The organism is Nocardia rosealba (assembly GCF_020216065.1).
Classification (GTDB): domain Bacteria; phylum Actinomycetota; class Actinomycetes; order Mycobacteriales; family Mycobacteriaceae; genus Nocardia; species Nocardia rosealba.
Genome location: NZ_JAIWNA010000007.1, coordinates 268,030 through 290,339, shown reverse-complemented (window position 1 = coordinate 290,339; position 22,310 = coordinate 268,030). Strand labels below are relative to the sequence as shown.

Annotated in this window: 21 protein-coding genes; 6 read left to right on the top strand and 15 right to left on the bottom strand. The window is 68.1% G+C overall.

Features of this window, described 5'->3' with window-relative positions; genetic code table 11:
* Positions 1 to 28 precede the first annotated feature (28 nt).
* From LDL21_RS24400 to LDL21_RS24390, 3 genes are read left to right on the top strand one after another with little or no spacing between them, the layout of a single operon-like run.
* Positions 29 to 520, top strand: a complete 492-nt coding sequence (locus LDL21_RS24400; RefSeq protein ID WP_225281902.1) for a DUF6301 family protein — start codon at positions 29 to 31, stop codon at positions 518 to 520.
* Positions 517 to 981 carry a TY-Chap domain-containing protein gene (locus LDL21_RS24395; RefSeq protein ID WP_225281901.1) on the top strand — a complete coding sequence of 155 codons (465 nt, stop codon included), beginning with the start codon at positions 517 to 519 and terminating at the stop codon, positions 979 to 981. The genes LDL21_RS24400 and LDL21_RS24395 overlap by 4 nt, the downstream gene beginning before the upstream one ends.
* Before the next feature lie 12 nt (positions 982 to 993).
* Positions 994 to 1,746: a hypothetical protein gene (locus LDL21_RS24390; protein WP_225281900.1), complete on the top strand. Its 753-nt coding sequence runs from the start codon at positions 994 to 996 to the stop codon at positions 1,744 to 1,746.
* 45 nt (positions 1,747 to 1,791) lie between these two features.
* Here LDL21_RS24390 and LDL21_RS24385 read toward each other — a convergent pair whose 3' ends face one another.
* From LDL21_RS24385 to LDL21_RS24370, 4 genes are read right to left on the bottom strand one after another with little or no spacing between them, the layout of a single operon-like run.
* Entirely contained in the window at positions 1,792 to 3,273 is a 1,482-nt protein-coding gene (locus LDL21_RS24385) for a hypothetical protein (protein ID WP_225281899.1), read from the bottom strand.
* Positions 3,274 to 3,275: 2 nt separating this feature from the next.
* Positions 3,276 to 3,587 (bottom strand): type VII secretion target, encoded by a 312-nt coding sequence (locus LDL21_RS24380; protein ID WP_181699468.1) that lies wholly within the window; start codon positions 3,585 to 3,587, stop codon positions 3,276 to 3,278.
* A gap of 40 nt (positions 3,588 to 3,627) precedes the next feature.
* Positions 3,628 to 3,927 carry a YbaB/EbfC family nucleoid-associated protein gene (locus LDL21_RS24375; RefSeq protein WP_225281898.1) on the bottom strand — a complete coding sequence of 100 codons (300 nt, stop codon included), beginning with the start codon at positions 3,925 to 3,927 and terminating at the stop codon, positions 3,628 to 3,630.
* Positions 3,928 to 3,938: 11 nt separating this feature from the next.
* Positions 3,939 to 4,295 (bottom strand): YbaB/EbfC family nucleoid-associated protein, encoded by a 357-nt coding sequence (locus LDL21_RS24370; RefSeq protein ID WP_225281897.1) that lies wholly within the window; start codon positions 4,293 to 4,295, stop codon positions 3,939 to 3,941.
* A 163-nt stretch (positions 4,296 to 4,458) separates the two neighbouring features.
* On the opposite strand from LDL21_RS24370, the gene LDL21_RS24365 reads away from it, so the two are divergent.
* On the top strand, positions 4,459 to 4,938 hold the full coding sequence (locus LDL21_RS24365) for a hypothetical protein (protein WP_225281896.1): 480 nt from the start codon (positions 4,459 to 4,461) through the stop codon (positions 4,936 to 4,938).
* A 55-nt stretch (positions 4,939 to 4,993) separates the two neighbouring features.
* Here the strand turns inward: LDL21_RS24365 and LDL21_RS24360 are convergent, their stop codons facing one another.
* From LDL21_RS24360 to eccD, 5 genes are all read right to left on the bottom strand, one after another.
* Positions 4,994 to 6,253 (bottom strand): hypothetical protein, encoded by a 1,260-nt coding sequence (locus LDL21_RS24360; protein WP_225281895.1) that lies wholly within the window; start codon positions 6,251 to 6,253, stop codon positions 4,994 to 4,996.
* A 25-nt stretch (positions 6,254 to 6,278) separates the two neighbouring features.
* Positions 6,279 to 6,629: a hypothetical protein gene (locus LDL21_RS24355; RefSeq protein ID WP_181699477.1), complete on the bottom strand. Its 351-nt coding sequence runs from the start codon at positions 6,627 to 6,629 to the stop codon at positions 6,279 to 6,281.
* Positions 6,630 to 6,761: 132 nt separating this feature from the next.
* Positions 6,762 to 10,826, bottom strand: a complete 4,065-nt coding sequence (gene eccCa / locus LDL21_RS24350; RefSeq protein WP_225281894.1) for a type VII secretion protein EccCa — start codon at positions 10,824 to 10,826, stop codon at positions 6,762 to 6,764.
* A 12-nt stretch (positions 10,827 to 10,838) separates the two neighbouring features.
* The gene (gene mycP / locus LDL21_RS24345; protein ID WP_225281893.1) at positions 10,839 to 12,236 is read right to left on the bottom strand and encodes a type VII secretion-associated serine protease mycosin; all 1,398 of its coding nucleotides are present in this window, start codon (positions 12,234 to 12,236) and stop codon (positions 10,839 to 10,841) included.
* Positions 12,233 to 13,705, bottom strand: coding sequence for a type VII secretion integral membrane protein EccD (eccD, locus tag LDL21_RS24340; RefSeq protein WP_181699483.1), 1,473 nt, complete (start codon positions 13,703 to 13,705; stop codon positions 12,233 to 12,235). The genes mycP and eccD overlap by 4 nt, the downstream gene beginning before the upstream one ends.
* A 251-nt stretch (positions 13,706 to 13,956) precedes the next feature.
* Between eccD and eccA the strand changes: the two genes are divergently transcribed.
* Entirely contained in the window at positions 13,957 to 15,789 is a 1,833-nt protein-coding gene (gene eccA, locus LDL21_RS24335) for a type VII secretion AAA-ATPase EccA (protein WP_225281892.1), read from the top strand.
* Between the two features lie 51 nt (positions 15,790 to 15,840).
* On the opposite strand, the gene eccB is transcribed toward eccA, so the two are convergent.
* Positions 15,841 to 17,352, bottom strand: coding sequence for a type VII secretion protein EccB (eccB, locus tag LDL21_RS24330; RefSeq protein WP_225281891.1), 1,512 nt, complete (start codon positions 17,350 to 17,352; stop codon positions 15,841 to 15,843).
* 120 nt (positions 17,353 to 17,472) lie between these two features.
* On the opposite strand from eccB, the gene eccE reads away from it, so the two are divergent.
* Complete coding sequence (eccE, locus tag LDL21_RS24325; protein WP_225281890.1) at positions 17,473 to 19,272, top strand: type VII secretion protein EccE; 1,800 nt, start codon at positions 17,473 to 17,475, stop codon at positions 19,270 to 19,272.
* 172 nt (positions 19,273 to 19,444) lie between these two features.
* On the opposite strand, the gene LDL21_RS24320 is transcribed toward eccE, so the two are convergent.
* From LDL21_RS24320 to LDL21_RS24300, 5 genes are all read right to left on the bottom strand, one after another.
* On the bottom strand, positions 19,445 to 19,738 hold the full coding sequence (locus tag LDL21_RS24320) for a type VII secretion protein EsxR (RefSeq protein ID WP_181699491.1): 294 nt from the start codon (positions 19,736 to 19,738) through the stop codon (positions 19,445 to 19,447).
* Positions 19,739 to 19,782: 44 nt separating this feature from the next.
* A complete protein-coding gene (locus LDL21_RS24315; protein WP_181699493.1) occupies positions 19,783 to 20,085 on the bottom strand; it encodes a WXG100 family type VII secretion target in 303 nt (100 codons plus the stop codon).
* 89 nt (positions 20,086 to 20,174) lie between these two features.
* Positions 20,175 to 20,966 (bottom strand): ESX secretion-associated protein EspG, encoded by a 792-nt coding sequence (locus LDL21_RS24310; protein ID WP_225281889.1) that lies wholly within the window; start codon positions 20,964 to 20,966, stop codon positions 20,175 to 20,177.
* Positions 20,963 to 21,952: a PPE domain-containing protein gene (locus LDL21_RS24305; protein ID WP_225281888.1), complete on the bottom strand. Its 990-nt coding sequence runs from the start codon at positions 21,950 to 21,952 to the stop codon at positions 20,963 to 20,965. The genes LDL21_RS24310 and LDL21_RS24305 overlap by 4 nt, the downstream gene beginning before the upstream one ends.
* Positions 21,949 to 22,284: a PE family protein gene (locus tag LDL21_RS24300; RefSeq protein WP_181699500.1), complete on the bottom strand. Its 336-nt coding sequence runs from the start codon at positions 22,282 to 22,284 to the stop codon at positions 21,949 to 21,951. Before LDL21_RS24300 ends, LDL21_RS24305 begins: the two co-directional genes overlap by 4 nt.
* Positions 22,285 to 22,310 lie beyond the last annotated feature (26 nt).

The following is a 22,310-nucleotide window of genomic DNA, read 5'->3' as shown; positions in this document are numbered from 1 at the left end:
GTCCGGCGGGGAAGAACAGGACTCGAATATGAAAGAGTGGAAAACACTTTCGGAGAACGAGATCGCCGATCTGGCTACCCGGTTGCGCGACCTCGACTGGTCTTGGCAGATGACCGACGTCGACGCCCTCGCCGCGCGTTTCGGTTGGCGGGTCGAGGCCACCCGACCGCACTCGGTGCGCCTGGACACCGGCTTCGGTCGCGCCAGTGGTTCGGTGCAGGGCTATCGGGGTCGCGCCAACGAGATCGACCTGGCCGTCACCGGGTTCACGAGCGAGACAACCGCTACCCGTGCCGATATCCGAGACGCCTTTGTCGTGATGGCAACCGCGATCACCGGTGCGGTCGGCGCGCCGACGAACAGAATTCCCGGCGAGTACGCCGAAGTCCGCTGGGCCGGCCCTGACACCACACTCCGACTGATCGAGATGACCAGCAGCATCCACCTGTATTTGGACACGAACGCGGGCTTGGCAGTACACGACGAAACCGTGCGGCTCGAAGCAGAAGGAGTGATTTGACCGACTGGACCGAGTTCGCCGACGGACTCGCACAGCAACTGATGTGGCTCCCCGCCGGCGCCTTCCTCGTCATCACCGCGTCGCGACCACCCCACGATTCACGCAGATTCGTCCAGTTCGCCCAGACCGATGACGAACTCTACGGCCAGCTGGCCGGCGACGAGTCGACAGATGAGAGCGATCGCATCACCGCCGAGGAATATCGACTGCTCATCGAAACCGGTTGGCAGGAACCTCATCCCGATCACGTCGACAACTGGTGGGTCGAACTTCCCTGGCCCGCGCCCTCGACCAGCTACCAGAAACTGGCGTCGATGGCGGTTGTCGGTCTGCGCGATGTCTTCGGTATCGCGGCACCGGCACTGCTCACCTACCGGGCGTGGAACGGCAAGGCGGGCAACAGGGATCTGGACCTTCCGCTGCTGGGCCTTGCCTCCACGAACTCGGGCGACGATGCATAGGATTCATAGGAAATGAGCGATACCTTCAGGGCGGAGCGCAGAAATCTGCTCGACGCGGGGAACCGGATAGTCGAGCTGTACAAGTCGGCGCCCGATACCGAAGAGGGCGACGCGATCATCTACGACGCCTTCGAATACTTCGAACGATATGTCGAACTGCTCCCGGAAGTACTTGTCTCGCGATGCCCGTTCTCCGGCGCCGCTTTCCGGTGGCCGATGGACAACGTCGACCTCGACGGCTGGTACTGGGAATACGACAAGCCCCATCGTCGTCGGTCGAGTATCGTGCCGCGCACCTGGCTCGCCATGGGTGGCGCTGTCCGCCTCACCGAACCTGTTGCCCCCGCGCCCTTCTCGCGCAGGCCCGGACCCGACGTTCCCTACGTCATCCCAGCGATTCTGAACCACCCGACCGTCCGTGCGGTCATCACTCAGATCACCATCGGCCCACACACCGGGTGGGCCACCACCTACTACAGCACCGTCCGCGAGCTGGGGGTGCCCCTCGAAAACACTTGGGGCGCCGACAACTACGACACCTATGACGTCGATGGGGTCTGGCGTGGCTGGGACGAACACACCTGGGCACTCGGTGATCACGACTTCGACCTTCGCCCTTGGTTCGACACCGGCAAGCTGCTCTGGATCGCCCCCGACGACCCCACCGCAACTCTCCGTGAAGGGGCGACCGACTGCCCTTACATCGACCTGGACGGAACGCGCCTACGCCAGAGAATCGACGGCGGCACCGTCAGCAGGTATTGACCGACCGGGTGCCCGGACACCGCGAAGTGTTTCCGGGCGCCCGGGTCAGACCACCAAACTTCCCGACGATTCGTCGAACGTCTCCTCGTCCGCGCCGATCACCGGCATCGACGTACCGCTCACAGCACCGACGAGCTCGTCGCCGTGTGAACCGGCGACCAACCCGGTGCGCTCGGGGTCGTGCGTTCCGGCGTCACCCGCGCGACGGGCCGCGCCAGCGCCGGGAACCATACCGCCCGGTGCACCGGCCGTTGTCTGGCGCGCGGAGTCCGCGGCCTGGCCGGTTGCTGCCACGTCGATACTCTGCCGACCGGCGAGCGGGGTGCTGCTGAGTGGGGAGCTGCTCGGTGGCATGCCGCCGAGTCCGCCCATGCCACCCATGCCGACCATACCCATTCCGCCGCCTCCACCACCGGCACCGGCCGAGGCGGAGCTCGGGTCGGTGGACAGTGCGGCACTGCCGTCTTCGGAACCTGTGGTGGCACCGAGGTTCTCGGTGAGGCTGTTGGCTTCGGCGAGCTCGGAGGACACCGTTTCACCGAGCTGGGTGGCCGCGTCGGTCAGGGTGCTCATGACATCGGCGCCGGTCGATGCCGCTTCGGTCGCCGCGTCGACACCCTCGCTGACCGCGCTGGTGGCGCTGCTCGCCAGGCCCGACAGTGCCTCCACGCCGGTCGAGGCCATGCTCATCAGGGGTGTTGCCACGTTGAGTGCGGTGGTCAGCCCGGAGATGATGTTGGGCGCCTCGGTGACGGCGATCTTCTGGCCGGCAGCGGTCATTTCGCCGGCCTTGGTGGTGAGCGCCGCTTGGGTTTTCGCGACGATCGCGCCGCCCTCGGCGATGCTCTCGTTGGCCAGCGCGATCGCGGCGGCCTGACCCCACGGGGTCCACAGCATCGGTGCGAGCGCGGTGATCCCCGCGACGAAACGTGCGATGACGGCGTTGATTTCGGCCACGCCGGTGCTGACATCGGCAGCGCCCGCCGCCACCAGCTGGTTCATCTTCTCCGCCTGGGCGGCGGTATCGGTGGTGTTCTGCGCGACCTCGGTGGACTTGGTCGCCGCGGCATCGGCGCCGGTGCCCTCCCAGAGCGCGGTCGCCGCCGACAGCGCGTCTTTGGCCAGATCGACCACCGTCGAGAGCGTGTCGGTGATACCGGACAGTGCCGAGGTCGGAGAGCTGCTCGAACCGCCGCCTGAACCGCCGGTGGAACCGCCGCCCGAGCTACCACCGGTATCACCGCTGCCGAACGCGGACGCCATTTCCAGCACCGGCTCGATCAGGCTCGACAGGGGAATCGAGGAGGCCGCCTCGGCCACGGAGGACAGATCGGGCAGCTGCGGAAGCTGCAACGAGCTGAGCGCGTCCGGCACCGACATGTCGAGCAGCGATCCCAGACCGTGGGCTTCGAGCAGCTCGCGGATGATCTCCTCAACGGTCTGCTGTGTCTCGCCCTCGGCGGTTTGGGTGGCCGCGGCAGGATCTGCGACCATCCCTTCCGCGGGCGCGCTGTCTTCAGTCGCCATGGCTAGGGCATAACCGTGTTGAAATCGGCCGCGGAGCTGACTTCGGTGGTCTGGTACGCACCGGCTGCGCTGACGGCCGCGGCCGAAGTGGCGGCGTGGACGGCCGCGATCTCACCGATGGTGCTCAAGTGGTTGCCGGAGGCCACCGCGAACGACGCGAGGAAGTCCTGGCCGATGAGGCCGAAGATCGGAACCGCCGCGGCGACCATGCCGGCCGCACCCGCGCCTGCGCTCGCGACCTGACCGGCGAGAGCGGCGTGCTCGCTGCCGAATTGGGTGATCGCGGCCTGTGAGGTCTGCAAAACCTGGTTCATTGAATTCTCCTTCGAGCTTGGATGAGTAAAGTCGGCAACGTCAGGACGTGGTCGCTTCGGTGAATTCGGCCACGAGCCGGTTGTGTTGTTCGAGTGCGCGTCTCGCGCCTGCCTCCGCCGCCGCGACAACCGCCGTTTCGAACTCGGTGGCCGTCAGTTCGGAAATGTCCTCGGTCAATTCGAGATCGACCAGCGCGCCGGTGCCGTCCATCACGACGATCACCGCTCCGTCCGCGGCACCGACGCGCACGCGGATCGCCGCGAGCTGATCGCTCAGATCCTGCAGCCGGTATGCCTTGCGCATTACCCGATCCATCAATTCGTCCATCGAACCGACCATGATCGCTCTCCTCAGTTCGACGGGGACCAGATCTGCGGGTCGGCACCGTATCGCTGTTCGTACTCGAATTCCGCGCGCGCGACCTGTTCGCGTGTGGGAACGCCGATGGTGGCGAGCGACTGCGCGCTCATTCCCGCGGCTTCCAGCTGCGCCCGCCTGGCCAGCGCACCCCGGTCGGCGGCGCGGCGGCACAGCGCGACGATCTCGGCGGCGAGGTCGTCGGGCTGTCGGTAGAGTTCGTCCTGGCGAATCCGCAACCGCAGCGGCTGGCCGCGTTCGGTGGCGCGAACCGCGATCGCCCCCGATGCGGATGTCGCCGTGAAGGTCGCCGGATCGGCCTCCGGCACACCGGAATCTGACTGAACCACGAGATTTCCCCCCTGAAAGATCTTGCTCCGTACAGCATTCCGCAAATGCGACGAATGGGCAACCTTTGATATAACTTCCGGCGGCTCGCCTGTGATCTTCGAAATGTAGATCCGAAAATGCAGGACCCGCACTGACACAACGGGTTCGACAACGTCGCGCGCTATGCTCACGTCGACGAACTTCGCGAGGATCGGAGGGCCGCGGCCTCCGCTGCGGGAAGCAAATCGGGGAATTGCTCCTGAAAGGAAGCACATGCTGGAACTCGAACCGGTCGGCATCTACCGGGAAATGTATCGGAGTGGTCATGACGACCTGCCCTCGCTGCGTGAATCACGCACCACGCATCAGCTCGAAGATCGCGCCCGGATCCTCGAATACATGGTCGCTGCCACGCCGGTATTCGACGTCATGGGTAGCGTGGTCGACCTGTTCGACCCGAATACGTCGATCAGGAGTGGCCAGTCGTTGATCTCGGACGGCACGTGGCTGTGGCGGGTCGATTCGATTCACTATCTGACCCGCTACGATCTCGCGATTCCGGATGAATTCGTCGAACATGTTCGCGCGCGGAACTATCAGCCGGCAGCGGATGTCGATCTGGCCGACGAGATCTACGACGCGGCCATCACTGCCTACTTCTAGACGATCCGGTTCGCAGCACCCGCTCGAGGTGCTGCGAACCATCGCATCGCGATTGTCAGACCGAAAGGTCGACCTGCCCCGATCGCGGTGCGCGTTGCGCCGCCGCACCGACCACCGGCTGGGCCGTATCGGCGATATCGCCGATGACCTCGTCACCGTGCTCGCCGGTGACCAGGTTGGTTCGCACGTCCAGACCGCTGCTCGCGTCGCCCGCCCGGGCGGCGTTGGCCATGCCCTGACCGAGCGGCAGCATGCCGGGCCCACCGGTGACCGCGCCACGACCACCGCTCGACGCGCTGGCAGTGGCCTCGGTAGCGGCGCCCGTGGTGGTGGCGCCACCGGTGGACCCACGTCCACCGGACCACGCCCCGAGAGCCGGTGCGACCGCACTCACCGCGCCGATACCTCCGACGCCACCGCCGGCTCCCCCACCGAGGCCACCGGCCGATGCACCGATATTCGCATCCTGTTCCAGTGCGACATCTTCCACGTTGTTCGTGTCGGTGGTCGTCTCGCCGGTCAACGCGGAGGTGAGCTGTTCGGATGCGGTCGTCGCCAACGAGAGCAGCGGCGTGATGAGGCTGGACAGCTGCGAGAGCATGTTCGAGGAATCCATACCGGAGGGTGCGCTCGTCACATCCACTTTGGTGCCTGCCGCGTTCATCGACGCGGTGTGGGCGGTCATCTCCGCACGCGTCTGCGCGACGACCGCCAGCGCCTCGGCGCCGGCCTCGGCTGCGAGACCGAGCAGCGCCACCTGACCACCCGGTGTGGCCGCCAGCGGAGCCGCGGCGGTCGCGGTGGCGATGAACCTCGCAGTGATGGCTGTCAGCTGCGCCAGCCCTTTGGCCACCGAGGCGGCCGCCTGGGTGACCACCGACTTCTGTTCGGCGCTCTGCGCGGCGACCTCCGTCGAATTCTGCTGCACGGCTTGCGCTTTCGAAGACGCCGCGTCGGCGCCCTCGCCTTCCCATTCCTGCATGAGCGTCTGTAAGGCGCTCACCCCGACTTCCAGCGCCGTCTGCAAGATGGTGCCCGCGTTCGACAACGCCTCGGTGGGATCGAAAGCCGTGCCGGTCCCGATCTGCCCGGTGCCGAAACCAGCGGCCAGGTCGGTGAGCGGTTGGACGAGAGCCGACATATCGATCAGGGGCAGCGCGGGCAGATCCGGCAGTGCAGGCAACGCCGGAAGTTGCGGCAGGGTGGGCACTCCCATGTTCGCGAGCGCCGAACTCACCGGGAGATCGAGCGCCGGTCCGATCGCGCTCGCACGCAACAGCTCCATGGCCGAAGGCTCGGTAGCTACCGTATTCATGACAATCTCTCCTAGCGATTTCTGATCACACCGACCGCAGCCAGCTGTCCGGCTCGGTGTCGTAGTCCTGCTCGGCAACGACCTCCGCGGCGGCCACCGACTCCGGAGTGGGCAGACCCAACGACGTGAGCACGTCGGAGCTCACACCGGCAGCCGACAGCTCGGCTCGGCGCGCCAAAGCCGCGCGATCGGCCGACTGCTTGCACAACCGCAATACCTCGGCGGCCAGCTCACCAGGCGCACGACGCAATTCGTCGGCTTCGATGGTGATTCCCAGCGGCAGTCCCTGTTCGGTGGTGCGAACCTCGATCGCCCCCGTGCGAGACAACGCGAAGAACACATCGGCGTGCGACGCCGACCCCCCTTGTGCTGACATCGATACTGCTCCCCTTCGATTCCCCACCCGAGCGCTGTTACGCACAGCGTTTCACGGCGACGATACCGCGATTATCAGCCGTAACATAGTGTGTGGCAGAAGATTTCATCTGCTGCCCGGGTGGGGGTTCGATCAGAGCGGTGGCAGGTCGGCGATCTGTACGAGTTCGATGCCGAGACTGCGCGAGACGAGGGTGCCTCGACCGGGTGGCATCTTGCTCGGGCGTACGTCGCCGACCAGTTTTCCTTCCTCGCGTGAGCCGCTCATGATGAGCGTTTGCACCGACATGTTCTTCATTCCGCCGAGTACCGAATCGAAGAGCGCGCGGGAAGCGCCACCGATGCGGCGCGCCACGATCAGGTGCAGGCCGATGTCGCGCGCCTGGGGCAGGTACTCGAGTAGTGGGGAGAACGGGTTCGTCGATCCGGTGACGACCATGTCGTAGTCGTCGACCACGACGTAGATCTCCGGGCCCGACCACCAGCTGCGATCACGCAGCTGCTGCTGGGTGATGTCGGAGCCGGGGATGCGTTTGCTGAGATAGCCCGCCACCTCCGAGATCATCGGCCCGCAGGTCTGTGACGACGTGGAATATCCGGCGAGCTGGTCGCCGTCGAGCACGCCGAGCATGGTGCGTCGGTAGTCGATGAGGATCACCCGCGCCTCGTCGGCGGTGGACTGTTCGGCGATGCTCATCACGATATTGCGCAGCAGCGTGGTCTTGCCGCATTCCACGTCGGCGAAGGCCATGAAGTGCGGTTCCACAGCGAAATCCAGCACCAGCGGCTGCAATTCGGACTCGCCAAGACCCACGACGATCTTGCTGCGGTCCAGGTGCACGCCCTCGGCCTTGGCGGCGGCGACCACCTGGTCGCGGGGCACGCTCAGCGGCAGCATGCGCACTTCCGGGGCCCGCCTGCCCTGATAGAGGGTCGTGAGTTCCTCGCGGGCCCGGGTGACACCGTCGGCAATGGTCGTGGGATCGGAGTCGGAATCCAAGCGGGGCAACGCGATCAGCATGTGCAGCTGTTCCGGCGTGAGACCGCGGCCCGGCCTGCCGACCGGAACCTGGTGGGCGGTACGGCGATTCATCTCCGAGTCGCCGGGGTCACCGAGGCGCAGCTCGAGCCGGGTACCGATCTGATCCTTGACGACCGGGCGGATCTCGGCCCAGCGCGACGCACCAATCATCAGGTGGATGCCGAAGGAAAGACCCTGGGTGGCAATGGCGTTGATCTGCGGTTCGAGTACCTCGAACTCCTCGCGGATGGCGCTCCAGCCGTCGATGACGAGGAACACGTCGCCGAACAGGTCGGCGGCGAGCGGGTCGCCTGCCGGGGCCTTGGTCCCGTTGATCTGGCGGGCCTCGAGAGCGGAGAACTTGCGCCTGCGGAACTCGGCCATGGATTCGATGCCGAGTTCGGCGAAGCGCTCCTCACGCTGGCGCATGAGCGAGGTGAGTTCGGCGACGGTGCGGCGCACCCGGTCGCCGTCGAGGCGACCGGCGACCGAGCCGACATGCGGGACGCCGACCAGGCCCGCCATGCTGCCGCCACCGAAGTCGAGGCAGTAGAACTGCACCTGTTCGGGGGTGTGGGTCGCGGCGGCGGCCATGATGATGGTGCGCAGGGTCGTCGACTTGCCCGACTGCGGACCACCGACCACGGCCACATTGCCCTGGGCGCCCGCGAGGCTGATGGTGAGCACATCGCGGCGCTGCTCGTAGGGCTTGTCGACCACGCCGATCGGCATCCACAGCTGGCCGTGCCGGTTCACCGGCGAACGCCAGTCGGGGTCGGGTAGCAGCATGTCGGCGGTGGGAGACTCCTCCAGCGGCGGCAACCACACCTCGTGGGCGGGGCGGCCGTGACCGGTGAGCCGCTTGACGACGACGTCGAGCAGCGAGTCCGGGATGCCCTCCTCGCCTGCGACAGCGCCGCTCGGCGGTGGCGGCGGCAGTTCCGGCCTGGCACGCTGGGCCGGCTCGTCTGCCTCGTCGGCTGCCGCCTCGGTGACCTCGACCGGCGCGGCGGTGAATTCCACCAGGCGCTGCCTGCCGACCGGGGCGCCGTCGTCGTCGACGACAGTGCCCGCCGGTGCGACGTACGGGCCGGACACATAGCTCGCGTTGAACCGAAGCGGTTCGGACGCATCGCTTTTCAGGTAGCCCGCGCCGGGCACGCTCGGCAGGTGGTAGGCGTCGGTGATGCCGAGCACCGCGCGCGACTCGTTGGCCGAGAACGTGCGAAGACCGATCCGGTAGGACAGGTGCGACTCCAGGCCGCGCAGTTTGTTCTCCTCGAGCCGCTGCGAGGCCAGCAGCAGATGCACGTGCAGCGAGCGGCCGAGTCGGCCGATCATCACGAACAGTTCCGCGAAATCCGGTTTCTGCGAGAGCAATTCGGAGAACTCGTCGACGACCACGAACAGCGCGGGTAGCGGGTCGAGTGGAACGCCTGCGGCCCTGGCCTTTTCGTAGTCGGTGACGTTGGCGTAGTTGCCCGCCGAACGCAGCAGCTCCTGGCGGCGGTTCATCTCACCGGCCAGCGCGTCCTTCATGCGGTCGACCAGCGAGAGTTCTTCCTCGAGGTTGGTGATAACCGCCGCCACGTGCGGCAGCGAGTCGAGACCGAGGAAGGTGGCGCCACCCTTGAAGTCGACGAGCACCAGGTTCAGCGCGTCCGGCGAATGCGTGGTGACCAGCGAAAGCACCAGTGTGCGAAGGAATTCCGACTTGCCGGAACCGGTGGCGCCGATGCACAGACCGTGCGGGCCCATACCGTTCTCGGCGGATTCCTTGATATCGATCTCGACGGGGGTGCCGTCGGGGGTGATGCCGATGGGCACCCGAAGACGTTCGCGAGCTGTACGCGGACGCCATACCTTCGACGGGTCGATCTGGGCGGCGTCGGGGATCTTGAGCAACGCCATCAGGCCCGGATCGGCGGTGGTCCCCTCCCCTAGGCTCACGATCTGGGCCGCCGTGGCCAGTCGGTACCTGGCCAGGGTGCGGGCGAAGGACTCGGCTTCGGCCGGGCTCACGGTGTCCGCGGTGGCGAACTTCTCCACACCGGAGGCGCTGCGCGCCGACACCTCGCCCGCCTCGGCGACCAGTTGCAGACCGCGGCGCGCGGCCAAGCCGTTCTCCGGGGCGGTGAGGTCGAGAACGGTCACCGAGTCGAGGCCGGATTCGCTGATGAGGCGTTCGTTGCCGCTGACGTACCCGTCGTCGATGATGACGACCAGGTGCAACCGGCCCTGAGTCGGTTGCGGATTGCGCATGAAGCGGCCGCGTTCCATCAGCTCCGAGGCGAGCGCGGTCTCGAGCTCACCGAGCGAGGTGTACATCATCCGGGCCGAACCAAGGCCGTCGCGCTGGTTCGGGTGTTGCAGGTGCGGCAGCCACTTCGCCCATGCCCACGGCCCATCCGGGTCTGCGCAGACGATGGCGACGGCCAGGTGATCGGGACCGTGGAAGGTGGCCAGCTCCATCAGCATGGAGCGCACAAGCATCCGCGAGTCCTCGGTGGGGCCTGCGATATTGATGGCCGGGAAGGCGCGCAACGACACCGCGGTCGGCAGCTCGTGCACCACGGAGTGGGTGCGGACGAAGCGGCGAAGGGCAACGGTGGAGACGGGTTCCAGGTCTTCGAGTGGACCGGTCTCGGGGCGGGCCAGTTTGGTGGCGAGCCGGTGGCTGCCGACACCGACGCGGACGTGCCCGAAGTCGGGGTCGGCGGGTCGGCGTTCCCACATCCGGCGGCCGCCGATCAGCGAGGGCAGGTCCGCGGGCTCCGGGTGACTCCAGCCGAGCGCCTCGAGCTGTTTGCCGCCGGTGCGTCGAACGTCCTTGCGCACCTGGTCGAGGTAGCGGAAGTAGTCCTTGCGCTCCTCGTTCAGTTCGACGGCGCGCTTGCCGCCGCCACCGCGAACGCCGGCCATCATGCCCGCCATCGACATGATCATCATCATCGGGAACATCATCGACATGGGGTTGGCGAGCATATTGCGGCCCATGGTCGCCATCATCGCGATCATGCCGATCACCGCGACGATCATGACTACCGGCATGATCTTCATCATCAACGGCGCGGGCAGCGCGCGCGGCACTTCGGGTGGCGCGGTGAGTGCCACCTCGCCACCCGGCGCGCGCGGCGGCGCGATCCGTGGGCGACGGACGAATCCTTCGGTAGCCATGGTTCCTTTCGATTACGGCTCGAGGTCGAGCTCGGCCCGTTTTCGTCGGTAGGGGTAGGCCAGGCCGAGCCCGATGAGCAGGCCGCCGAGTACCACGGTCGTGCCGATCACGGCGATGCGGCGCGCGCGGGGGTCGGGGCCGGGCGGCAGCACCGGGGCGGCGACCAGGTGCGGCACCTCGGCGCCCTCGGCGACGGGCTGGTCGGGCAGCTGCGCGGTGAGGGCGGCCAGCGGGTCGATCAGGCCGTGGCCGATGCCGTCGTCGCGACCGTTGCCCGGTCCGTGCGCGGTGCGGGTGATGCGGTCCATCACCTGTTGCGCGGTGAGTTCGGGGAAACGCGAACGAACAAGGGCGGCAAGGCCTGCCACGTAGGGAGCCGCGAAACTGGTGCCTTCGATGGGCCGCACGCCCTCGGTGGTCTGCACGCCGTTGACCAGCCCGGTACCGCCGGGTTTGCTGTCGAGGGAGACGATGTTGCGCCCGATCGCGGCGACGCCCACCCACGGTCCGCGCAGCGACAGCTCCGACGGGCCGCCGTCGGCGTCCACCGAGCCGACCGTCAGCACGTAGGGCGCGAACCAGGCGGGGCTGGCGACGGTGCTCACCGACGACCACCCCGAGGACTTGTTCTGCTCCTTGCACGCCCCGTCGGTCTGGACGTTGCCCGCCGCCGCCACGACGACGACATTGCGGTCGTAGGCATACTTCACCGCGGCACCCAACGAGGCGTCGGCGGTATCGGAACCCGCTGGGCTGCAAGCCACTTCGGAGATATTGATGACCGTGGCACCCATGTCGACGGCGCGGACGACCGCGGCGGCGAGGGTGAGCACACTGCCGTAGCCGTCGTTGCTGATCTCGCCGGGGTCCTGGCCGCCCTGTTTGTTCACCGGTTCGAAGGCGAGGCTGAGCTGACGGATGGACAGGATCTGGGCGTCGGGTGCCACCCCGACGAAGGCGTCGTCGGGGCTGGGCTTGGCGGCGATGATGCCCGCGACGAGGGTGCCGTGCCCGTCGCAGTCCTCGGTGCCGTCGGAGCCGGCGACGTAGTCACCGCCCGGCTGGAGGTCGGGTAAGCGCGGATGTCGTTGCACGCCGGTGTCGATCACCGCCACCTTCTGCCCCGCGCCACGGCTGAACTTCCAGGCAGACGGCAGGTTGAGCACCTGCTGGGAGATCGGTGGTTCCGAGGGCGGCGACCCGGTGAGCAGCGGTTCGCTGCACAGCGCCGAGGGTTCGGTTGGTTCCAGCGGCGCCGGGCGCCCACTGAGCCCCGCGGCCGCACCGAGCGCACCCGCATCGATCTGTGGCGGCGAAACGGCCTGCGCAGGCGAAGCGAAACTCAGGCTCGCACCGAGAACCAAGGTGGCACACCCGAATCGGAGCGCCCGGCGACCGGAGCCGGTCATATGTTCCTGGCCATGGAGTACACCCCCATGATCCACAGGACGAGCGGAATCAGCGCGATGATGAGGATGTACTCGAAGATCTCGATGGCGCGCCTGGTCACCGGCGACACCTCGATCGTCGGCCCGATCACACCGAAGCCGACGGTGCCCGCCGCGAAGGCGAGCAGCCCGATGGCGAACAGCTCGATGTTGTCGCCGCTCAGCCCGATTCCCACGATCAGCGCGACGAACGCGAGGCAACCACCCGCGATCAGGGTGGCCGCCTGGACCAGATCGGCGAAGGAGCGACCGCGCAGGCACAGGATGATCGCGGTGGCGATCGCCAGCACGATGCCCTGCCAGCGGGCCGAACCGAGCGGGTCGGCGGCACCGAACGCGCCGAGGGCGGCCGTCGCGGCGCAGGCGATGATGAGCCCGGACTGGTACTGATTGGCCGCGCGCGCCCGTTCGCCGAGGCCTGCGGCCGACGGCAGCGCGGTGGCACCGATGGCACCGATGCCCTCGATGGTCGGGCGCGGTTCGTGGTCGGCCGGGTCGATCGCGGCGCCCGCGGTCGGCACCGGCGGCACCGGAAGCCTGCCGAGCAGCGCGGCCATGCGCGGTGCCATCGACAGGATCGCGATGCCCGCGAACAACAGTGCCGCCGAGAGTTTGGGCAGGCCGGGATGCCAGATCAGGTACACACCGCCCGCGACACACGCGACGATGCCCAGTGACGCCGCCGCCGTGAACAGGGTGAGCCCGCTCCCGGTGACCCGGTGGCCGACGACGGCGGCGACGATCGTCACGGCCGCGCCGAGCAGCAGATGTGGTCCGCCGAGGGTGCCGGGCACGAAAAGCGCCGCGCCACCGAACAACAGCAGCAACGCGTCGAGCGACAGCCAGTCGGCGGTGAGCCGGTCCTCGTACTTGCGCGCCGCGATCCCCGCCACGGCGAGCGCGAGCACACCGAACCCGGTGAGCCCGAAGGCCGGGGCGAGCGGATCGCCCTCGCCGCGCGAGATCACCAACATCACCAGCGCGGTGAGCACGGTGAGGGTGGACGCGACCAGGCCGAGCCAGCGGGCCGACACACCGGTCCAGCCCCGGAACTCCTCGGTGGTCAGGCGCGAGACCGCGTCGATCACGTCGTCGAACAGCGCTGGTGCTTCCTTGGCCGAAACCGACCGGAGCACAAGCAGTTCGCCGTCGTAGACATCGGCCTCGGTGAGCGTGCGGCTCGGTGGGATGGCGTCGCGGCCGATCCGGGCGAGGGTCCAGTGCTTGGCGCGTAAGGCGCCGGGTTCGTCCTCGGAATCGGTGGGGTCGGGGTTGCGCGACTCGATCAGTTCGACGAGATCGCCGATGAACCCCGCGATCGGAACCGTCACGGGCAGACCGACGTCCACCTGAGTGTTGCCACCGATCACCGATACCCGGCACAGATCCGGCTCGAGTGAACGTTGATTCGCCGCTGGTGCGTCAATCACGGTTCGCACCCGCCGACCACGAGTTGCCGTTCACCCGTTCGATCCCGAAACACCGCACGCGGCGGAACACCCCCTGAGTGAACAACTCTGACACCAGCCAAGAACTCTCACACGTAGAAGACAGTTTGCGTTGCAACCTCTCGGCAGCTGAACCTAATGTAACGGACAGACCAGACCCCCGCGATCGGTAGTCTGGGTAATAAGTGAACAGCGCAGAAACCACACACCAAGACTTCGGGGACTCGACAGAAATGACCGGCAATCGCCAAGCTCAGCGTGCCTTCGACGCCGGAATCCTGTCGTTGGGTCTGTCCATCGAGGGACAGGAATCCGAGCGCGATCTGGAATACGCGAAACTCGCGTTCCAGCGCGCGACCGAGTGGGATCCGACGATGTGCGACGCCTGGCTCGGCCGTGCCGCCGCGGGCGAGGTGACCAAGGACGTCCTGTTCAACCTGTACAAGACCGCGGGCACCAGTCTGTACCGCGAGCAGCGCCGGCTCGGGTTGCCGCCGCGCGCGCTGGCGGGCCGCTTCCTGCCCGGCCTCTACATCGACTATCCGCTGGCGAGTTACACCGAGGTCGCGCTGGCCTGGGCCGCGCATCTGATCGCGGAGAAGGAGTACGACGAGGCCGAGCGCACGCTCGACGACCTCGCCGCCCATCGCGCCACGCTGCTTTCGGACCCGGACAAAGATGTCGACAACCGGATCAGCGCCTACATCCGTGGCGTGCTGCACTACAACACTCAGCGCTGGCCCGACGTGATGACGGTGCTCGCCGGTTCGGCCGAGTGGGACGACCCGTATCTGGCGGCGGGCGCGCACGTGATGGTCGGCACCGCGTGTGCGCAGCTCGGGCTGTTCGGTGAGGCCATCCGCCGCATGGAGGCCGCCGAGCGGGGGCCGATCCCGATGGCCCGCTCCACCGCCATGTTCTGCCGCGGGCTGTGCTTGCGTGAGACCGGCAGCGAGGACGAGGCGCAGGCGCTGTTCGAGAAGGTGTATTCGCAGGCACCGGATTTCAGCGCCAATACCGCCGCGATGCGCGACCGCACCTACCGGATCACCGTCACCACCCGCGAGTCCATCGATGCTCGCACCGACAAGTGGGATCCCGCGACCGCGCCGTCGCTGCAGGCGATCGAACAGGCCGAGACCGAGGACCGAGCCAAGCGGGTGCTCGCCGAGGCGCGCGCCGAACTCGACAACCAGATCGGCCTCGTCTCGGTGAAAACCCAGGTGGCCAAGTTGCAGTCGTCGGCACAGCTGGCCAAGATCCGGGCCGAGAAGGGCCTCGCCTCGGCGGCCCGCGGTCAGCACCTGGCCTTCACCGGCCCGCCGGGAACGGGTAAGACGACCATCGCCCGCGTGGTCGCCAAGATCTACTGCGGTGTCGGCCTGTTGAAGACCGACAAGGTGGTAGAGGCCAAACGTGTGGACTTCGTGAGCCAGAACCTCGGCGGCACCGCCATCAAGACCGAGAAGCTGATCGACACGGCCATGGACGGTGTGCTGTTCATCGACGAGGCCTACACGCTGATCCAGACCGGCCTGTCCGGCGGTGACGCCTTCGGCCGCGAAGCCGTCGACACCCTGCTGGCCAGGATGGAGAACGACCGCGACCGCCTGGTGGTGATCATCGCCGGCTACGACGGTGAGATCGACCGCCTGCTGGCCGCCAACGACGGCCTGGCATCACGGTTCTCCAAGCGCCTGCAGTTCCCGTCCTACACGCCCGAAGAGCTCGGCCAGATCGGGCAGGTGATCGCGAAGAAGCGCGACTCGCAGCTCTCCGACGACGCCGCCGCGCTGCTCGTCGAGGCCTGCGCGCACCTCTACGCCCAGGAGAGCACCGACCAGAGCGGGCAGCCGCGCCGCGGCGTCGACCTCGCCGGTAACGGCCGCTTCATCCGCAATGTCATCGAGGCGGCCGAGGAGGAGCGCGAGTTTCGGCTGGCCAACGACGATTCGATCGACCTGTCGGCGGTGGACGAGTCGGTGCTCATGCGCATCGAGGAACCGGATATGCGCACCGCGCTCACCAGCCTGCTGAGCACGCTGAATGTGAATTGGCCTGCCTGACAGGCGAAACCGAGGGCGCCGGACGCGACAAGCGTCCGGCCCTTTCTCGTTTCAGCGTCCCGACGGTAGCGAGTCGTAGGACGCCAGCGCTTCGGTGGGCGAGAGCGTCGGGCCCGGAACCAGCTGGCCGATGACCGACCACGGCGCGAGCCGCGGGTTGCTGCCCAGGCCGATCGCGGTCGCCACCGCTGCATCGGGTACGCCGTAGCGCACACCGTTGTCGCCGACGTAGAACAGGCTCCCCCGCCGCGGGCTGCCCGGCTCCATGCCGGTCACCTGGATGAATTCGCCGGTGCCCGGCGGCACGTAGACCCCGTCGACCCGGTCGCCGGTGCCGTCGCCGGTCGACAGTTCCACGACCTTGGCCGATTCCGGGATGGGCAGGCGGGTGCCTGCCAGCAGCGAGACAACCGCGCGTTCGTTGGGGCCGTCGCCCGCCTCCGACTTGCGTTGCGCCGGACTCGTTCCCGGTGTCTTGGTCCAGGAGACGCACGCGACGGGCGCGTCCTCGGCGGCCAGGATCTCCGGTGTCTGCTCCGGGAAGTCGTCGACGGGCAGCGTACGCACCACGGCGACCTCGTGGAGCACGTCCGGCGGCAGGGTCGGAATCTCGCTCAGCCCATGGGAATCGGCATTGCGGATGACCCGCGCGGTGAACGGGCTCACCGGCTGCACACCGTCGGCCAGCACCACATACGTCTCGGCCTTCGCCGTACGGTCGGAACTGGCCACCTCGACCACACCGCCCACCGGGATCTTGGACAGCGGGCCGGGGCCCGGCTGACCCGCGTTCGGGATGACCGGCGGCGCGAGCGGGGGCACTTCGGCGGTCGCGCCGAGCAGACCGGGACCGATCGGGCGTGGCCGATGCGCGGACAGCCCGAGCGAGCGCGCCAGCACCTTGTCATCCGGGTCGACCGCGGCGTGTTTGCCGTCGTAGACGAGGTAGGTCTTGTTCTCGTGGCGCACGAACAGGGCGGCGGCGGGGTCGGCGGTGCGGATGCGCTCGCCCAGTTCCGGTTTGCCCGCGACGACGGCGGTTGTCGCACCGCTCGCCGATGCCGCACTGCCGCCCTGGGACAGCTGGATGGTCTCGCACAGCGACCAGGTGGAGCTGTCGCCCTGACCGGAGCCCGGCAGCGCGCTCGGCGCACCGGGGATGCCGAGCAGCGGACCGCGCGGCAGATCGTTGAGTTTGCTGTCCTTCACCGCGTGTGGTTCGGCGTTGCTCTGGGTGATGAGCCGCGCGGAGGCCAGGTTGAGCACCGGGTGCAGCACCTTGTCGCCTTCGGCGGTATGGCGGACCACGTACAGGGCACCGGAATCCTTGCCCGACACGATCAGGTTGTCACCGATCGCGCCCTGTGGTCGCAGGAATCCCAGGATCGCCGCACCGGCGACGACCAGCAGGCCGAGCGCCGCCCCCACCCAGAGTGAGCGAACCTGCGAACGCATCGGATCGTGCAGCATCCGGACGTCTCGGCGCACCAGCGCGTGGTCGAGACGACGCAGCAGGAAGCGGTAGCCGTTGACCTGGGCGCGGGTTGTGAGCTGTGCCGGCACTCGGCCCCTCCATCGAGCTATCCATCACCATCTCAGCCGACACGGTACCTTAAATCCGACATTGCCCTGAACCAACTTTCGAACGCACGCCGAGCTGGGACAACGATGGGGAACGACACGATGAACGGCCGGAGAACCGGCGCCGCAACCCTTCCCGAGCGGGAACGGGATCAGGCCGGGGAGCAGGACCCAGCGCAGCGAAAGCCGTTGTCGCCGTACGACACTCTGCGCGATCCCGAGTTCTGGTTGTTCCGGATCTTCCCGCTGCGGGCGGTGGTCGGTGTCGTGCTGGTCGCCGCGGCGGTGGCCTGGGTGGTGCTGGCGCTTTCGGACTCGGTGTGGGGTTCGGTCGGCGCGGGTGCGCTGATCGTGCTCATCGGCCTGGTTCCTGTGCGCCGGACGACGCTGGCCGGCCGGATGGCGGTCGGGTTCGGGCGGCGGCGTGGCCGGGGCGCCACCGAACGACTCGCCCAGGCGCCCGCGTTCGATGTCCCCCTGGCCGACGGCGGCAACTGCGGAGTGCGCTGGGACGGCGACCTGCTGCTGACCATGCTGCGGATCGACCCGCCGCCGGACACGTTGACGCTGCTGCGGCACGGTTCGCTCAGCACCGACCAGCTGCTGCCGCTCACCGAGATCGCGCGCTGCCTCGATCAATTCGACATCACCCTCGCGGGTATCGACGTGGTGTCAACGGGCGCGCGCACGGCGGGTACCGGTGTGGCGTCCTATCTCTACGACCGCATCCTCGGCCCGCTGCCCGCCGTCGCGCACCGGACCCTGTGGCTGGTGCTGCGGATGGACCCACTGACCAATGCCGAAGCCGTCGACAAGCGGGGCGGCGGCGCCGAGGGCGCGCTGCGCACCGCGATCATCGCCACGCGGCGGGTGGCGAACCGGCTGGCGGCCCGCGATATCGCCGCCTCCGTGCTCACCTCGTCCGAGATGAACAGCGCGGTGCGGCAACTCACCCACGGTTTCGAGATCGATCAGCTCGAGGAGACGCCGACCGCGCTCACCACGCCGAGCCGCTGCCTGACGCACTATCAGGTGGGCGCCGAACTCATCACGCCGCGCGGGCTGGCCGATATCTGGGCGGTGCCGAGCCTGTCGACCACGCTCACGCTGCGGCTTCGCCCGGGTGCACCGCGCCATGACCAGCGCAGCGATCACGCGGGCACCGTGGTGCTCAACGCGGTGGTGCGCTTCGACACCCTGGTCGAGCCCACCGACATCCCGATCCGGGGTCTGCGCGACATCACCGGTGGGCACCTGCGCACCCTGCTCGACACCCTCCCGGTGGCATCGCTGGGCCGCTGGTCCGACGGCGAGGGCTACCGCGGGACGCTGACCGCCCTCACCGACATCGCGGTGCCGACAGCGGGCTGCGGGCAGCTGATCGGCGCCGACGAACGCGGCCAGGGCATCGCGGTGTCGCTCATCGGTGACGGCACCCGCCATCTCGAGGTGATCGGCAATCTCGATCTGGCTCAGCAGGTGATCCTGCGCGCCACCGCGCTCGGTGCGCACGCCATCGTGCACACCGCCCGCCCGGAGGCCTGGCATTCCATGATGGCCAATCTCAACGCACCGCAGGTGCTTTCACTCGCACCACGCTCCGCGGGCGCCAGCTACCACCCGCCCGGCCCGCCGCCGACGCCCGCCGCGCCCTACCCGAGCACGACGGTGCTGGTGTTCGACGGCATCGAACCGACCACCCATGCCGGTGGCGCCACCATCGTCCACGTGCGCGCACCGCACGAGCAGAGCGGTGCGATCGACGCCGACGTCACCCTCATCCAGGATCCCTCCGCACCCAACCGGATCACGGTCCGCACACCAGCCGCGACAGCGACGGTGAACATGGTGACCACCCCGGAAGAAATGCACTACATCGGCGAATCCCTAGCCGCCCGCTAGCCACCGAACGACGAACGGCCCGACACAATCCGTCGGGCCGTTCGACTGATCTGGCAAGAACATGGGTAACTCACCGGGAACGGGCTAACGCTCCCATCACCCAAAGTCTTGCCGCGTCAACAACTCCCACCGCACCTGAGTCTGGCCAAAAGACCCGGGGAGGCGGAACAGCTCAGAAGTCGGCGAAGCCGTCGCCGACCTTGCCGTCGGCCTCGATGGCGCGACCCAGTGCGTTCTCCACCTTCTTGCCGAGGTTGTCGAGCTTGACGAGGGTGTCGTCGAGCTCGTTGGTGACGTTGGTGTGCGCGGCGTTGAAGTTCTCCACAGCCGACTGACCGTGCAGGCTCTCCCGGAACGCGTTGGCGGCGCCGTTGAGCTCTTCGATCTGGGCCCGCATGTTGGAGCCGTAGTTGTTGAGGTCCGAGACCATTTCGGTGATCTTCGGCGAGTTGTACTGAATCGTCATGATCTGTTCCTTGTCTGTCGTGAACGGCTACTCAGCGCGGAGGGCTACAGGCCCTCTTGGTCGGAGGCGACGATCGTCTGCTTGCCGGAGGTGACGGCCTGCGACAGGCGGTCCAGCTTCTCGTTGAGCCGGGTGACCTCGTCGTGCCATTCGGTGGCGGCGGTCTTGAACTGACCGTGCGCTTCACCCGACCAGCCGGCGGCGACGGCCTGCACGGAGTCGTCGATCTGGTTGATGGAGGTCTTGAGCGTGGAGATCGCGTCCTCCATCCGGCTCACGACATTGTTGATGCCGCCTTCGTCGACACCGTAGTCGCCCGAGCCGCCACCGAGGTTGGTAAGAGACATATTTCAGAACCTTTCATCAGAACTTGTGTGTGCGCGAGGATCCGATCGATCTCGCTGAGCTGGACGCAGACCGACGCTGCGACGCGGAACTACGGCGGCATCCACCTCCCCCCGGGCAGTCCCTCGATCAGCGCCGCGACCGCTTGGGTCACCCGGTGATCGGTACCCGTGGTGAGCGTCGACCAGATCTGTCGATCCGGCGAGATCGTCGGGGCGGCGACGATGCGCCCGCGCCCCGTGTCGTAGACGGCGACAGCACCCGGCGCGCGGGTGGTCGAGCCGTCCTCGTGGCTGTAGGCGACGATTTCCGCGTGCCCCGTGCAGGAGGCGAACGCCGCGCCGAGCACGGTGGCATCGCGCTCGGTGGCATCGAGGGCGTACAGGCCGTCGGCGAATTCCGCGGCTGTCGTCGCGCCGTCGAGCCGCCGGGTGAGTTCGTCGGCGGGGGCGCTGAAGCCGCTGAACTGCGCGGGTTCGCGGTGACCGAGCGCGGCCAGGACCGGGCGCGCCAGCTCCTCGGCCGAACCGTCGCACCACACCGCATTCACCTCGAAGGTGTCGTCGGTGCGCACGGCGACGGCATGGGCGCCGCCCCGGCGCACCACGCAGACGCGCTTGGCGCCGTCTTCGGCGTAGACCCGTACGGCCAGCTCACGATCCGGTTGGGCAAGCACGAACAGCGCGTCGGCCAGGCCGGGGTCGACCTCGCCCTCGGCGTCGATGAGGCCGCTGTCGCGCAGGTCCGCGACCGCCTGCTCATGGGCGCGGCGCCACTGTTCGTAGGAGTCCTGTTGCGGGCCGACGCGCAGCGTCAGCGGCAAGGTCTGCACGCCGAGGCGGTCGGCGACGGCGAGCAGGGCGTCGTTGGTCAGTGTTGTCACGACCCACCTCCCGGCTCCGCCCCGCCCTGTTCGGTGCTCGCGGCCCTGGCCGCCTGGCCGTGATCGCCGAGCACCGCGGGCGCGGCGCGGATCTCGCCGTCGAGGCTGAACTCCTCGGTATGCTCGGGCAGGCTCGCCCGTGGGAACCGCGCGGTGTCCTGGGCCGCGGCCTGACCGACCGGGCCCGGCGCGATCGGCGCGGCCTGCGTGCCCGCGGCGGGCGTAACCACGGGGTTCGGTCGGGCGGTGACCTCTGCGCTGCCGGCCGACTGCGCGTACACCGGCGCGTTGTAGCTGGTCAGCGTGCGCGGAACCGATTGCAGGACAGGCATTCCCGGGATACCACCGAATCCCGGCATGGCACCGGGCTGGGTCGCGGTCGGCTGTGGCGGCACGGCGGCTCGCTCGGCGGCCAGCGCCGTGGCGGGTGCGATCGGCGGCGGATCCTGGTGCTGCCACGCCGACGCCAGTGGCTCGGTGGCCTTCTCGTAGTTCTCCATCACCCGCGAGGCAACGGCCTTGGCGACATCGTGCTCGGCGTCGGTATCGGCGGCGACCGCCTTGATCGGCGCACCGAGCATCCCGCTCACCGACTCGAGGGTGCGCTGCACCTGCTGGATGGCCTCGATGTCGGCGGTGTTGGGCATCGCCAGCCGGGCCACCTCGTAGGCGGCGACCTGCGCCTGGAATTTCGCGGCGTTCGCGGCGGCGGCCGTCGAGGTCTCGAGCAGCCACTCGCGCAGCGCCGTAACCCGTTGCACCACTTCGTCACTGCGCCCGGACTGCCAGGCGCCGCGCAGGTCGGCGAGCACCTTCTCGTATTCCAGTACGGCCGCGCCGAACGACGCGGCCAGTTGTGTCCACGCGCCGATCGCCTCAGCCATGGGGACAGACCCCGCCCCCGTGGTGAGGTCACGCGCCAGCTGTTCCGGCGGACGCGCCGACCACACCACGCCGGTGAACCCTGGCTGTGGTGGTTCGATCATTGCGGCGGAGTACCTCCGAAGTCCGCCGTGTTGTCGCTTTCCATCCCGCTGAAACGGTTCGCCTGCAGGCGAAGCGTCGCGGCGAGCTTGCGCATCTCCTCGACGCCGGCCTGCGCGCGGGTCAGGTACGACGCGGCCACCTCGTTGGCGGTCTGCGCCGAGCGGCCCGACACCTCGTCGGCCCCTGCGGGCGCGACGGTCAGCGCGTGCTCGGCCGCCTGCAGGTCGGCCGCGAGCCGGTCGGCCAGCGAGTCGAGCCCGGACGATGCCTGGCTTGCCGTGGCGACGTCGAACTGCACGCCGTCGTAGATCTCACCTGTCACGTCGGCCATGGTGAACCTCCTGTGTGCGAACGAAA